We start from the raw sequence: 13,759 nt of genomic DNA on the forward strand, positions 1-13,759 counted from the left end.
GCAAAGAGTCTATCCTCTAGATTTTGCCCAATGGCGCGTCAATGACTCAAAAACCCTAGAGCTACTCAAGGGTGTCAATGCCCCTAGCGTATCAATAGAGTTCGATACCTCTTCTTTAAGAGGTGCAGAGATTGGAGGAATAGGGGACAGACCACGATTAATTTATCCGTAAATCGTGGTCTGTCCCCTGTTGTTGCAGGTTCAGTATCGCAATATGAAAAGCATTTCAAAGTAAAGTACGAAACATCTGAATCGATTTTGGCGTCCTCGAAAAAAGGGTGGCTCGCCAATAAAATACCAAGATCAAAAGCTGGCCGATGTTAATAAGTAGGGGTTAATGATGAGAGAAAATATCTTCTCAAATACTGAGTCCGCCATTGGTTCGCCTGACTTAGACAACCTGGAAAGATTGATCAGGAAAAAATTACCTGCCTCCTTTAGGGATCACTATCTTAAATACAATGGAGGCATACCAGAACGCACCTATTGGCTCAGCGAAACAGACGCTGAGCCAATAGAGGTTTCTGTCTTTAAATCTATTTCGAGCGCTCAGTCAAGTCTACTATCAACTTATCAGTCAATGCTAAGCAGGCAGGTTATACCTGCACGATTACTCCCTTTTGCAAACGATTGGGGAGGGAATTATTTTTGTTTGGACTTGGACAGCGGGGCGATCAGCTATTTTACCGTTGACAACTTTTACGAAGAACTTAGTGTCGAGGACAATCAACAAAAATCGGAAACGGTAATCTGCCCCGATTTTTCAAGCTTCGTTCAAGGGTTGATCGACGAGGAAGATATCGATGAATAGAGGAAAAGGGGACAGATTTATTTTTGGCCACTAGTATTGCGGTTCAATAAATAAATCTGTCCCCTTTTTGCTTGTCAGCTATTGGAACAAGAAAGGTGGGTTCCACGGTGCCAAGTCGAAAGAGGTCCGTGCATGGATGCGAGACTCAGACAACTATGAGCTAGAGTACTTTTCACATAATCGTTCTAAAGGTGCAAGTCTCGGGGAAACTTACAGAGATCCTGGAGGCTTTATTGGACCTGCTGAAAAATCAACCTATTTCTAAGGTGAGAAATGAGAGATCTAGAAGTAGAACTGCCAGACCTAGCAGAGAAAATTATCAACGTTATTGAGTCAGGTAATATGATGGCAGATGAAGGTGCGCACGAGAAAGCGCTGGCTGCTTATAATCAAGCTTGGAATCTTCTACCTGGCCCTAAAATAGAGTGGACCATGATTAGCAGCTGGTTGGTTGGCTGTTTTTATGAGTCTTTTTTTCAACTCGAAGACTTTAAGAGCGCACTGCATTGGGCGTCTATTGAGTTAGATATCAGGGAGTCAGATGTTGATGTGGGTCCTTGGATGAATCTAGGGAAAGTTTATTACGAGCTCAGCGATCATGATGCAGCCTTCAACTACTTCAAGAAGGCTTTTGATTTCGGCAAGGCTAGAGTTTTTAAGGAAGAGCCAAAGAAATATTACGAGTTCTTCAAATCAAAAAACATTTAGTAAGCCGTACGCGGAAAAGGGGACCTGTAGAGTTAGGGGCGGGCCACGCTTTAGATCGATTTTTCTCAGAGGCGAGGGCAGTTGCATTCGGAAAAGTAAGACCGACAATCTGTGGTGTTATCGTCCCTCTCCCCCAACCCCTCTCCCATAAATAGGAGAGGGGAGCTGATCGTGTTGCCGCCACGCGAGCCGGGTCAGGCCTTCACGCATCGTTCTCATGTCTGCCGCTATGGCAAAAGGCTTACACGCCGAAGCGCAATGAGCCTCTCCCGCCGCATGCGTAGGCTGGCTAATCTACACACACCTGCCGGGAACTGGATGTCCCGGGTCAAGGAAGACAGACCGCGCCAGGATGGCAAACGACAGGATGTCGGAAGGTCATTAAAAAACCCGCTTCGGCGGGTTTTTTGTTGCCTGCAAAAAATCGGGTCAGGCTGCGCGGCGGCCAAGCATGGTTCAACGCTGCCGGGAGACCGGTGAGAGGTTCCATCGAGCATCGCCGGCCAGTTTCCGCAATTGCCTTACTGCGCCGTGGCCAGTACCTGCGTATTGCGCCCGGCATGCTTGGCGCGATAGAGCGCGCCGTCGGCCTTGAGCAGCATGCTGGTGATGTCAACGTCCAGGGCGGGTGTCAGCCCGTAAACACCGGCACTGAAGCTCAAGTCGATGTGCTTGCCGTCAACCGGCGCCGGGTGCTGGGTTAGGGATTGGCGCAGCTGATCCACCAGCTCCAGCGCGCCGCTGGCGTCGGTGCCGGGCAGGATCAGCAGGAATTCCTCACCACCGTAACGACCAATGCTGTCGTTACGCCGCAGACGCTGCTGAAGATGGTCCGCGCAGTGCCTGAGCACGTCATCGCCAACCAGGTGGCCATGGCTGTCGTTGATCTGCTTGAAGTGATCCAGGTCGAGCATGGCGATGGACAGTGGTGTGTGTTGACGGCGAGCACGCTCCAGTTCGTCGGTGAGTCGCTCGAGTATCGCCAGGCGATTGGGCAGCCGGGTAAGCGTGTCACGCAGGGCGGTCTGCCGCAGTTCCGATTCGATACGCTCGCGCGACAGCAGCACCAGGCCGAAGGAGAACATGATGATGGTGGCGGCGCCGAGGGCGACCGATACGGTCTGCTTCAGGTTGCTCACGTCGTAATGCATCTCTGCCGGCGCGCCGCTGAGGATGACCGCTACGCGAATGCCCAGCCCGAACAGGCTGATGCCTGCGCCAATGATCAGGATGCGATGGGCACGGCCACCTGCCACGGCATGGATGCGGCTCAGGCGCAGGATCACCAGGCATTGCGTGAACAGCAGCAGGCAGGCCACCAACTGGCGGGGTTCCTGGGTGTCGACCAGCAGGCTGAGCAGCACGCCCAGCAGCAGCGGAAAGGCGAAGGCCAACCGCCAGGGCGGGCGCCGACCATGGATCAGCGGCAGGCTGACGGTGTAGAACGCCAGTGCCGTCGACAGCAGGGTGTTGGCCAGCACATAGGTCAGCCAAATCGAAGCCTGCCCGAACAGGGTGAAGCCGATGTAGGCCAGCGCGTGGGAAAGCATGCCCAAACCCGTGGTGAGCATGCCGTCGCGGTGACGCAACTGGCCGACCAGGATCAGGCAACTGCCCATGATCACGGCGACCAGCGCGACGGCTCCGAACAGGGTCTGGGTGTGGGCGATCATGTCGGCCTTCTTGTTCTCAGGAGTTGCTTAACTCTAGTGCAATCCTGTGTCCCAGTACTTGCGTCAGGTCAGGCCCACCAGTAGCGCACCATATGGAAGAACACCGGCGCGGCGAAGCACACCGAATCGAGGCGGTCGAGCATGCCGCCGTGCCCTTCGATCATGTGGCCCCAGTCCTTCACCCCACGGTCGCGCTTGATCGCCGACATCACCAGGCCGCCGGCAAAACCCAGCAAGCACACCAGCAGGGCGAACAGTGCGGCCTGCCAGAAGGCGAACGGAGTGATCCAGCACAGCATGGCGCCGATCAGGGTGGCCAGTGCCACGCCGCCGACAAAGCCTTCAACGGTTTTCGAGGGTGAGAGGTTGGGCGCGATCTTGTGTTTGCCGGCCAGCTTGCCGCACACGTACTGCAGCACGTCGGAGAGCTGCACGACGATGATCAGCCAGGCGATCAGCAGCAGGTTGCGCCCCTCGTAGCCGGGAATGTCCAGGGTCAGCAAGGCGGGCACCGAGGAGATGCAGTAAACCGCGATCATCAGGCCCCACTGCACCTTGGCCGCACGTTCGAGGTAACGGGTGGTGTCGCCGCCCAGCGAGGCGAGGATCGGCAGCAGCAGGAACAGGTAGACCGGGATGAAGATGGCGAACAGGCCGTACCAGCCGAAGGCGATCAGCACGTACTGCATCGGCAGGGCAAAGTAGAAGGCTGCCACCAGCGCCGGGTAGTCGCTGCGCCGGGTCGGCGTCAGGGTCATGAACTCGCGCAGGGCATAGAAGGAGACGAAGTAGAACAGCACCACAACGCCGGTGTTGCCGAACAGGAAGGCGATGCCGATCACCAGCACCATCACCCACCAGGCGTTGATCCGCGCGTTGAGGTTGTCGACCACCGGGTTGGGGCGGTCGCCGCTGCGTTTCTTGAGGATGAAGCCGACCAGGCTGGCCAGCAGGAGCAGGGCACCGATACCGGCGAATAACAGCAGGGTATTACGATCCATCTCAGGCCTCCTCGGGTGCCAGTGCCAGCAGGGCGTTACGCGCGCGTTCCAGGAAGGCGTCCTTGCCTTCCCCCTCGATGGGCTCCAGCGCAGCGCCAAAGCTCAGTGTGCACAGCAGCGGCAGCGGTAGCGCCCTGCCCTTGGGCATCACCCGGTTGAGGTTGGCGATCCACACCGGCACCAGCTCCACGTCCGGGCGCGCCTGAGCCAGGTGATAAAGGCCGCTCTTGAAGGGCAGCAGCGGCTCGTCGCCGAGGTTGCGCGTGCCCTCGGGGAAGATGATCAGCGAGTCGCCGCCGTCCAGCGCGTCGAGCATCGCTTGCAGCGGGTTGGCGCCTTCCTTGCGCTCGCGGTCGACCAATACGCCGTTGAATACCTTGTTGATCAGGAAGCTGCGTACGCCCGGCTTCTGCCAGTAGTCGGCGCCGGCCACCGGTCGGGTGCGTTTGCGCAGTTCCGGCGGCAGCGAGGCCCAGAGCAGGACGAAATCGCCATGGCTACTGTGGTTGGCGTAGTACAGGCGTTGCGTTGCCTGCGCGGTGCTGCCGAGCCATAGGGCTCGTGCGCCGGTCAGCAGGCGAGCTGCCGAGGTGATGGCGAAAGCGGTCAATGCAGCGAGCATGGCGACTCCTTAAGCGAAAACGATGAAGATCCCGAGTACGACGATGACGATCTGTAGCAGCAGGCACAGCGCCTGTTTGCGTAGCAGGCCGAGTGCGCCCTGAGAGCGAAGGCTCCAGCTGCGGCCAGCCTGCTGTGCATTCTGCAGGCCCAGATTCTGTAGTGCCTGATCCAGCGCATGGGTCTGGCTGTCGAGCTGTTCACCGGCCTGGGCCAGACGTTGAAAGAGTTCGGCGTCCAGCGCCACGCGCAGCGCCCAGTATTTCTCGGCCAGTCCGGTGATCAGCAGCGCGGCGCAGAGCAGCGCCAGGGTCAGGCTGGATGGCGCACCCAGCCAAGGCGCCAGGCCGAAGAGCACGGCGAGCAGGCTCAGCGCGCCGGAGCAATGATCGAGGCTGCGCCCCCGTCGCAGCAGTGCCGCGACCAGCAGCAGATCAGCCTGCATGAGCGACCTCCAGTCTGGGCCCGGCATCGAGCATGCCCTGCAGTGCGGCCAGGTGCTGCGGGCCAAGCACGATCTGCGACCGCGCCTGGCGGATCAGCGCCACGGCCGCTTCCACGCTCTGGCAGCGGCCACTGTGCAGCAGCCAGGCCGCCACGGCGGTGGCACTGCGCGAATAACCGAGGGCGCAGCACACCAGCAACGGGCCCTCATGACGCAGACGCTCTATGGCCTCGGCGGCGCGTTGGCAGGTCAGCGCATCCGGCACCACCAGGTCCAGTGACGGCAGGCTGCAGTAGTGCTGCGGCGTATGCAGCAGCGGCAGCTCGGCGCAGAGGTCGACCAGGGCGGTAAATCCATCGAGATCGCCTGCGGCGGGCAGGCGACCGAGATGAATGCCTTCCACCACCTGACTGGGCGCAGGCTGGCGAAGCGTCCACAGCCGCGAGTTGATCCAGGCGCCGAGCAGATAGGGGGCGAGCAACGCCGTGGCGGCCGGGCTGAGACGCCCATTGGCTTGTTTCTGGAAGCCGCCAGCACCGAACAGCAGGTAGTTGAGCGCAACCAGCGCCAGGGCCACGGCCGGCCAGAGCAGCCACAGCCAGGCACCGCCCAGCTTGACCGCGAGCACGGCGCTCAGCGTTGCGCCAAGCCCGTAGCGCAGTGCCAGGCGCCAACGGCGCGGATCGCTGGCCAGGCGTAGCTGCTTCAGCGGCGTATCGCCCTGCAGCGGCAACAGCCACAGGCAGAGGAAACCGGCCAGCGCCCCGGTGGGCACGTCGATGAAGTGGTGCTGCCAGGTGGTCAGCACGGAAATGCCGATCAGCGCCATCCACCCGTGCAGCAGGCCACGCCAGAACGGGCCGCGCGTGTGATTGGCGAACATCGCCCAGATGATCACCAGCAGGGTGATATGCAGCGACGGCGCCTGGTTGAAGGGTTTGTCGAAGCCCATCAGTACGTCGAACATCAGGCCGAAGGTGCCGTCCAGCGCGGGTCGTTCGAAGGTGAAGCGCAGTGGCCAGAGCAGGAAGCAGGCGACGCAGATCACCTGTGCGGCAAGCAGGCGCAGAGCGTGGCGATCCATTTCGCGGCGGCAGGCCGGCAGCAGGAAGGACAAACCATAGAGCAGGTCGATCGACCAGTACGGGACGATGCTCCAGGGCCACAGCGGTATCTGCGGCTCCCAGGCGAAGACCAGGCTGCCGACATCATCGCGCTGCCCGCTGAACCAGTTGGCGAAGCCGTAACTGGCGAAGAACAGCGGGCCGAGCAGCAGCAGCCAGAGTACGCCGCGCTTCCACAATCCTTGTTCGCGGGCGTGCTCCATCACTTCACCCGTTGTGCCAGGGACACACTGAAGATGCCCCATTGGTCGATGCGCTGCGCCACCTTGCGAAAGCCGGCGGCTTCGACCAACTGATCCATCTCCGCCTGGCTGCGCCGACGCATGACCCAGGCCTGGCCGTCGCGGTGGCTGGTCAGGGCGCGGGCGATCAGCTCCAGCTGCGGGTGCCAGGGCTGGCCGGTGTAGACCAGATAACCGCCCTCCTCGACTGCCGCCGCCAGGCCGGCCAGCGAGTCGCCGACCATCTGGTTGCTGCCGAACAGTTCGTACAGGCCGGAGACCACCGCCAGGGTCGGTTTCGGGTCGAGTGCGGCGAGGTCGTCACGGTCGAAGGCATCGCCTTTGACGAAACGGGCGATATCGCCCAGGCCCTTCTGCGCGATCAGGGCATTGCCGTCGCGCACGTTGATGTCGCTGTAGTCGCGCAGCAGGATCGAGTCGGGCCGCTGCTGCTGGCCTTCCAGCGATTCGAGGATGTAGCGGCCGTGGCCGGCGGCGATATCGACGATGCGCACCGCGCTGTTCGCCTCGCGCAGTCTGCTCATGGCCAGGCGCAGCAGCTCCTCGGCATGCAGCTTGCGCTGGCGGATGCCACGCCAGCCGATGGAATCCAGGTAGTTCTGGTCGATGAGTCGGCCCAGTGTGCCCTTGCCGGTGGGCTGGTTGCGGTAGACATAATCGAGCGTGCTGCCGGAATCGAAGCCGGTGTCGAAGCCCAGCTTCACCCCGGCCGACACACTGCTGCCCAGGCGCATGCCCGCGCGGGTGGCGCGCCAGTAGAGGTCACGCAGCGAGTGTTTGGGCAGCGGTGCGGCCAGCTCTTCGGCCTCGGCGCAGGTGGCGCCCAGGCGATCGGCATCGAGCAGCGAGGGGCGTGCGACCGGCTCCTCGAAATTGCGCAGGATGAAGCGCCGCGCGCGGCTCAGGGCATGGGCGCGGTCACGTTCACCAAGGGTGTCATGGAAGAAACCCGGGAGCAGGTGTTTTTCCTTGCGCAGACTGCCGAGGCGCGCGAAGAAGTCTTCCTGCGGCTTGCGGTGGACGACGAAGTCGGCACCGGAGATCAGCAACTGGGTCGGCACCTGAATCGCCTGGGCGTCGGCGACGATACGGTCGGCCGCCTCGTACAGACCGAGCAGCATGGTCACCGAAATTGGCCGGGCGATCAGCGAGTCGTTCTCGAAGGAGGCGATACGCTCGGGATCGTGGCTGAGGAACCGCGCCTTGACGTAACTGTTGACGAAGAAGTTGCCGCGCAGGGTGTGCAGCAGCTTCAAGCCGGGGCGGGCGAAGGGCACGTAGAGCTTGACCTTGAACGCCGGCGAGGCGAGTACCAGGCAGCGCACCTTGGGCGCGTAGTCGTGGGCCCAGGTGGAGATGATCACCGCGCCAACGCTTTGCGCCACCACCGCCAGGTCCTCTTCGGCGATGCCGTGCTGGCTGCCGATATGCTCGACGAAGGTCTGCACGTCACGCACGTTGGTGGTGAAGCTCGGGCTGTCGCCGCGTACGCCGGGCGAAAGGCCATGGCCACGGGCATCCCAGGCGAAGAAGTCGCAGTGCGGCAGCTCCAGTTCGTCCACCAGGTGGGCCATGCGCCCACCGTGCTCATGGCCGCGATGAAACAGCACGACGGCCTGGCGCGGGCCATCGCCGGGCGCTGTCGCCGGCCAGTGGCGATAGCTCAGCTCGACGCCGTCATGTGTAGTAAAGCTGTGAAGTTGTACGGGGCGCATGGAATCTCCTTATTCCTTGAGAGGGTTCAGGCCGTTTCGGCCAACCCGTGGCGAACGCGGTTGTACAGCGTATAGAGCAGCAAGGCGAGGATCAGGGCCAACAGCAGGTTGATCCACAAAGCCGGAAGCAGGCCGGTGGCGACGCCAGCGCCGAGCACGCCGAAGCAGAAGGCGCGGTCACTCTTGCCCATCGGCCCGTCATAGCGACGTGAAGCGCCAACCATCGGGCCAAGCACGCCGGCGTACTCGCTGATCACCGCCAGCAGTACTACCAGAATCACCAGCAGCGGCGAAACGCCGGCCAGCAGGGCGAAGGGCAGATACAAGGCGCTGTCGGCGATCACGTCGCTGAGTTCGTTGAGGTAGGCGCCGAGCTTCGATTGCTGGCCGAACTCGCGCGCGAGCATGCCGTCGACGGCGTTCAGCGCCATGCGCAGCAGCATCCACAACGGAATCAGGGCGAACAGCCAGGTGATGTGGTTGAACGCGGCGAGCAGGGCGCCGAGCAGCGCGGAAACGACGGCTGCCGCCAGGGTGACCTGATTGGCGGTGACGCCGCGTGCGTAAAGACGTTCGACGCCGGGGCGCAGCAGATTCTGGAAGGCCGGTTTGAGCTGGTAGATCGAGGGCATGGCAGCGAATTCCTTTTCTTGTCCCATCTTCGGCCATTGCCGCGGGCGAGACTGTGAACCCATCGAGGTAGAAGCGGATTCATCGACGGCATTCGTAGCGCAGGTACGACCTGCCCTACATCTGAGTCACAACTTATACCCCGCCACTGGATTTTCCTAGCGCGGTTTAATCGCCATTAAAATCAGGCGGATACGGGTGGTGATGGCGCTTTGACTGCATTTGACGCACAGCTTATCCACAGCTCAGGCGGTCTCGCCCAGACGACTCAGCTGCGGCTCTTCGCCGCGCAGTTCGGTCTGTTGCTGGCGCACCCACTGAAAAGCACGTTCGTTGAGTTCGGCGATGGCACGCGGGCCTTCGCCCTCGGCATGCATCGGCTGGCCGATGATGACCTGGATGGTGCCCGGGCGCTTGCCCCAGCCTGCCTTCGGCCAGAACTCACCGGCATTGTGGGCGATGGGCAGCACTGGCAGACCGGCATTCACCGCCAGAGAGGTGCCGCCTCGGGAGAACTTGCCGATCTGGCCTGGCGGAATCCGCGTGCCTTCGGGGAACACCAGCACCCAGGCGCCCTGCTTGAGGCGTTCGTCGCCCTGCTTGGCCAACTGCTTGAGCGCCGCCTTGGGGTTGCTGCGGTCGATGGCGATGGGCTTGAGCAGCGCCATGCCCCAGCCGAAGAAGGGCACGCGCAGCAATTCACGCTTGACCACCTGCGACAGTGGCTCGAAGAAGCCGGAGAGGAAGAAGGTTTCCCAGGTGCTCTGGTGGTTGGCGAGGATCACACAGGGGCGCTCCGGGATGTTCTCCAGGCCGCGCACTTCATAGCGGATACCGACGATCACCTTGGCCAGCCACACGGCGCAGTTGCACCAGGCCTGGACGACGAAGCGGTAGCGTTGGCGGAACGGCAGCAGCGGCGCGACCACCAGGCTGATCAGGCACCAGAAGAACGAGCTGGCCGACAGCAGCAGGTAGAAAAGCGTGACTCTGAATGCCTGCACTAGCGCCATGAACCTTCACACCTTATGAGAGCAATTGATCGGCGACAGCCGCCAGATCATCGAATACCAGGGTTCCTGGCGGCAACGGCTTGGCCAGGGTGCGTTCGCCCTTGCCGGTTCTCACCAGCACAGGCTGACAATCGACGGCCAGCGCGGCCTGCAGGTCACCGCCGGTATCGCCGACGAACCAGATTCCTGCCAGTTCCGTGGCGTAGTGCGCAGCGATCTGCCGGAGCATGCCCGGTTTCGGCTTGCGGCACTCGCAGCCATCGTCCGGCCCGTGCGGGCAATGAACGATCAGGCCAACCTCACCGCCCTGCTCCGCCACCAGCTCGCGCAGGCGCGCGTGCATCGATTCCAGGGTCGCCAGGTCGTAATAACCACGGGCGATACCGGACTGGTTGGTGGCCACCGCCACCGTCCAACCGGCTTTCGACAGGCGTGCGATGGCGGCGATCGACGAAGGGATCGGCAGCCACTCGTCGAGCGTCTTGATATAGGCGTCGGAGTCTTCGTTGATGACACCGTCGCGGTCGAGGATCAGTAGTTTCATGCAGTCGTTTCAGAGTCTGCCGTAGGAGCGAGCTTTGCTCGCGAACGCTTTCACGCGCGGAGCTCGCTCCTACAGAAGGGGTCAGCCCAGTACCGAGATGTCCGCCACGCCGAGGAACAGCCCGCGCAGGCGGGCCAGCAGGGCGTAACGGTTGGCGCGCACGCGCGCATCCTCGGCATTGACCAGCACCGCCTCGAAGAAGGCATCCACCGGCTCACGCAGGCCAGCCAGCTTGGCCAGGGCCTCGTTGTACTGGCGGGCGGCGGCCAGCGGCTGTACGGCCTGGTCGGCCTGCTGGATGGCGGCGTGCAGGGCGAACTCGCTGGGGTTGTCGAAGTAGTGCGCTTCGACCTGGGCGGCGACGCCACCTTCGGCCTTGCTCAGCAGGTTCGACACTCGCTTGTTGGCGGCGGCCAGGGCAGCGGCCTGCGGCAGTGTGCGGAAGGCCTGCACGGCCTGCACGCGCTGGTCGAAGTCCAGCGGCGAGGTCGGGCCCACCGCGCGCACCGCCTGGTACACGGCCACTTCGATGCCTTCGTCCTCGTAGCGCGCACGCAGGCGGTCGAAGATGAACTCCAGCACCTGGGCGGCCAGGCCTTCGGTCTTGATCTTGCCGGCGTACTGGGCGACGGCGAAGTCGACCGCAGCGGCCAGGTCCAGGTCCAGGCCCTTCTCGATCAGGATGCGCAGCACGCCGAGGGCGGCGCGACGCAGGGCGTAGGGGTCTTTCGAGCCGGTCGGCAGCATGCCGATGCCGAAGATGCCGACCAGGGTGTCGAGCTTGTCGGCCACCGCCACGGCAGCACCGGTCAGGGTGCTTGGCAGTTCGGCGCCGGCACCGCGTGGCATGTACTGCTCGTTCAGGGCCAGGGCGACGTCCTGCGGCTCACCGTCGTTGAGCGCGTAGTAGTAGCCGGCGATGCCCTGCATCTCGGGGAATTCGCCGACCATCTCGGTAGCCAGGTCGCACTTGCTCAGCAGGCCGGCACGGGCGGCGCGCTGGGCGTCGCCACCGACTTCGCGGGCGATGAAGCCGGCCAGGGCGGAGACGCGCTGGGCCTTTTCGAATACCGAACCCAGCTGGGCCTGGAACACCACGTTGGCCAGGCGCTGGTTGAAGCCTTCGAGCTTCTGCTTCTTGTCCTGCTTGAAGAAGAACTCGGCGTCGGTCAGGCGCGGACGCACGACCTTCTCGTTGCCCGAGACGATCTGCGCCGGGTCCTTGGACTCGACGTTGGCCACGGTGATGAAGCGCGGCAGCAGCTTGCCGTTCGCATCGAGCAGGCAGAAGTACTTCTGGTTGTCCTGCATGGTGCTGATCAGCGCCTCCTGCGGCACCTCGAGGAAGCGTTCCTCGAAGGAGCAGACCAGCGGCACCGGCCATTCCACCAGGGCGGTGACTTCGTCCAGCAGCGCCGGCGGCACGATGGCCGTGCCCTGCTCGGCGGCGGCCAGCTCGTCGACGCGGCGGCCGATGAGCTCGCGGCGCTCGGCGAAGTCGGCCAGCACGAAGGCGCTGCGCAGGTCTTCGGCGTAGTTGGCCGGGGCGCTGATACGCACGTCACGGTTGGCGTGGAAGCGGTGGCCACGGGACACGCGACCAGCCTTCTGCGCGAGGATCTCGCAGTCGACCACGGCGTCACCGAAGAGCATCACCAGCCACTGGGTCGGGCGCACGAATTCGTCGCGACGCGCGGCCCAGCGCATGCGTTTCGGGATCGGCAGGTCGTTCAGCGAATCCTGCACGATGGTCGGCAGCAGGTTGACCGCCGGCTGGCCGGGGATGTGCTGGGCGAAGCGCAGTTTCGCACCGCTGCGGTCGATCTCGGCGATGTCCACGCCGCATTTGCGGGCGAAGCCCAGGGCGGCCTGGGTCGGGTTGCCGTCGGCGTCGAAGGCGGCCTGGATGGGCGGGCCGTCGAGGTTCATGCTGCGGTCGGCCTGCTGCTCTTCGAGCTGCTCGACCAGCACCGCGAGGCGGCGCGGCGCGGCGTACACGCGGCTGGCGGTGTAGCTCAGGCCGGCGGCCTTGAGGCCTTTCTCGATACCGGTGAGGAAGGCTTCACCGAGGCTTTTCAGGGCTTTGGGTGGCAGCTCTTCGGTGCCCAGTTCGACCAGGAAATCGTGTGCACTCATGCTTGCGCCTCCAGCTTGGCCAATACTTCGTCACGCAGTTCGGGGGTGGCCATGGGGAAGCCGAGCTTGGCGCGCGCCTGCAGGTAGCTCTGCGCGACGGCGCGGGCCAGGGTGCGCACGCGCAGGATGTACTGCTGACGCGCGGTCACCGAGATGGCGCGGCGGGCGTCCAGCAGGTTGAAGGTGTGCGAGGCCTTGAGCACCATTTCGTAGGTCGGCAGCGGCAATTGAAGCTCGATCAGACGGTTGGCTTCGCTCTCGTAGAAGTCGAACAGCTCGAACAGCTTCTCGACGTTGGCGTGCTCGAAGTTGTAGGTGGACTGCTCCACCTCGTTCTGGTGGAACACGTCGCCGTAGGTCACGGTGCCGAACGGGCCGTCGGTCCAGATCAGGTCGTAGACCGAGTCGACGCCCTGCAGGTACATGGCCAGGCGCTCCAGGCCGTAGGTGATCTCGCCGGTCACCGGGTAGCACTCGATGCCACCGACCTGCTGGAAGTAGGTGAACTGGGTGACTTCCATGCCGTTGAGCCAGATTTCCCAGCCCAGGCCCCAGGCGCCGAGGGTCGGCGACTCCCAGTTGTCCTCGACGAAGCGGATGTCGTGCACTTCCGGGTCGAGGCCGATGGCCTTCAGCGAACCCAGGTACAGCTCCTGGAAGTTCTCCGGGTTGGGCTTGAGGACCACCTGGAACTGGTAGTAGTGCTGCAGGCGGTTGGGGTTTTCGCCGTAGCGGCCGTCGGTCGGGCGACGCGAAGGCTGCACGTAGGCGGCATTCCAGGTCTCCGGGCCAATGGCGCGCAGGAAGGTGGCGGTGTGGAAGGTGCCGGCACCTACTTCCATGTCGTAGGGTTGCAGCACTACGCAGCCCTGCTCGGCCCAGTAGTTCTGCAGGGCCAGGATCAGGTCCTGGAAGGTGCGCACGGCAGGCTTGGTCTGGCTCACGAAAAAATCACCTGTGGAGGCTTGCGAGGGAAAGCCGGAGAGTATATCGAAACTCGGCGCAGGCCGCAGGGTACGGCATATCGGCATCATCCGACGGATAGCGTGACTGTATTTATATCCAGTTGTTTTGTCGTTATAGTCACCGCTTCGAC

Annotated in this window: 13 protein-coding genes; 2 read left to right on the forward strand and 11 right to left on the reverse strand. The window is 62.6% G+C overall.

What is annotated here, in order from left to right:
- Positions 1-340: 340 nt before the first annotated feature.
- Both ACN0X6_RS02270 and ACN0X6_RS02275 read left to right on the forward strand, forming a co-directional pair.
- Complete coding sequence (locus ACN0X6_RS02270; RefSeq protein ID WP_417701744.1) at positions 341-811, forward strand: SMI1/KNR4 family protein; 471 nt, start codon at positions 341-343, stop codon at positions 809-811.
- 273 nt (positions 812-1,084) lie between these two features.
- A complete protein-coding gene (locus ACN0X6_RS02275) occupies positions 1,085-1,519 on the forward strand; it encodes a hypothetical protein (protein WP_417701745.1) in 435 nt (144 codons plus the stop codon).
- Between the two features lie 521 nt (positions 1,520-2,040).
- On the opposite strand, the gene ACN0X6_RS02280 is transcribed toward ACN0X6_RS02275, so the two are convergent.
- The 11 genes from ACN0X6_RS02280 to glyQ all read right to left on the reverse strand — a co-directional run bounded on the left by ACN0X6_RS02280 (position 2,041) and on the right by glyQ (position 13,607).
- Complete coding sequence (locus ACN0X6_RS02280) at positions 2,041-3,192, reverse strand: GGDEF domain-containing protein (RefSeq protein WP_417701747.1); 1,152 nt, start codon at positions 3,190-3,192, stop codon at positions 2,041-2,043.
- A 68-nt stretch (positions 3,193-3,260) separates the two neighbouring features.
- Positions 3,261-4,193 (reverse strand): phosphatidate cytidylyltransferase, encoded by a 933-nt coding sequence (locus tag ACN0X6_RS02285; RefSeq protein WP_417701748.1) that lies wholly within the window; start codon positions 4,191-4,193, stop codon positions 3,261-3,263.
- A gap of 1 nt (position 4,194) precedes the next feature.
- Positions 4,195-4,815, reverse strand: a complete 621-nt coding sequence (locus ACN0X6_RS02290) for a lysophospholipid acyltransferase family protein (protein WP_074677272.1) — start codon at positions 4,813-4,815, stop codon at positions 4,195-4,197.
- Positions 4,816-4,824: 9 nt separating this feature from the next.
- Entirely contained in the window at positions 4,825-5,259 is a 435-nt protein-coding gene (locus ACN0X6_RS02295; RefSeq protein WP_417701749.1) for a hypothetical protein, read from the reverse strand.
- Entirely contained in the window at positions 5,249-6,586 is a 1,338-nt protein-coding gene (locus ACN0X6_RS02300) for a phosphatase PAP2/dual specificity phosphatase family protein (protein ID WP_417701751.1), read from the reverse strand. Before ACN0X6_RS02300 ends, ACN0X6_RS02295 begins: the two co-directional genes overlap by 11 nt.
- Positions 6,586-8,340, reverse strand: a complete 1,755-nt coding sequence (locus ACN0X6_RS02305) for a bifunctional alpha/beta hydrolase/class I SAM-dependent methyltransferase (protein WP_417701753.1) — start codon at positions 8,338-8,340, stop codon at positions 6,586-6,588. Before ACN0X6_RS02305 ends, ACN0X6_RS02300 begins: the two co-directional genes overlap by 1 nt.
- Before the next feature lie 26 nt (positions 8,341-8,366).
- Positions 8,367-8,972, reverse strand: coding sequence for a CDP-alcohol phosphatidyltransferase family protein (locus ACN0X6_RS02310; RefSeq protein WP_417701755.1), 606 nt, complete (start codon positions 8,970-8,972; stop codon positions 8,367-8,369).
- Positions 8,973-9,215: 243 nt separating this feature from the next.
- Complete coding sequence (locus ACN0X6_RS02315) at positions 9,216-9,983, reverse strand: lysophospholipid acyltransferase family protein (protein ID WP_417701757.1); 768 nt, start codon at positions 9,981-9,983, stop codon at positions 9,216-9,218.
- A gap of 13 nt (positions 9,984-9,996) precedes the next feature.
- Positions 9,997-10,527, reverse strand: a complete 531-nt coding sequence (gmhB, locus tag ACN0X6_RS02320; protein WP_417701758.1) for a D-glycero-beta-D-manno-heptose 1,7-bisphosphate 7-phosphatase — start codon at positions 10,525-10,527, stop codon at positions 9,997-9,999.
- Positions 10,528-10,608: 81 nt separating this feature from the next.
- The gene (glyS, locus tag ACN0X6_RS02325; RefSeq protein WP_417701760.1) at positions 10,609-12,663 is read right to left on the reverse strand and encodes a glycine--tRNA ligase subunit beta; all 2,055 of its coding nucleotides are present in this window, start codon (positions 12,661-12,663) and stop codon (positions 10,609-10,611) included.
- Positions 12,660-13,607 carry a glycine--tRNA ligase subunit alpha gene (gene glyQ, locus ACN0X6_RS02330; RefSeq protein ID WP_037001019.1) on the reverse strand — a complete coding sequence of 316 codons (948 nt, stop codon included), beginning with the start codon at positions 13,605-13,607 and terminating at the stop codon, positions 12,660-12,662. Before glyQ ends, glyS begins: the two co-directional genes overlap by 4 nt.
- Positions 13,608-13,759 lie beyond the last annotated feature (152 nt).

This window comes from Pseudomonas sp., assembly GCF_048269965.1.
Lineage (GTDB): Bacteria > Pseudomonadota > Gammaproteobacteria > Pseudomonadales > Pseudomonadaceae > Aquipseudomonas.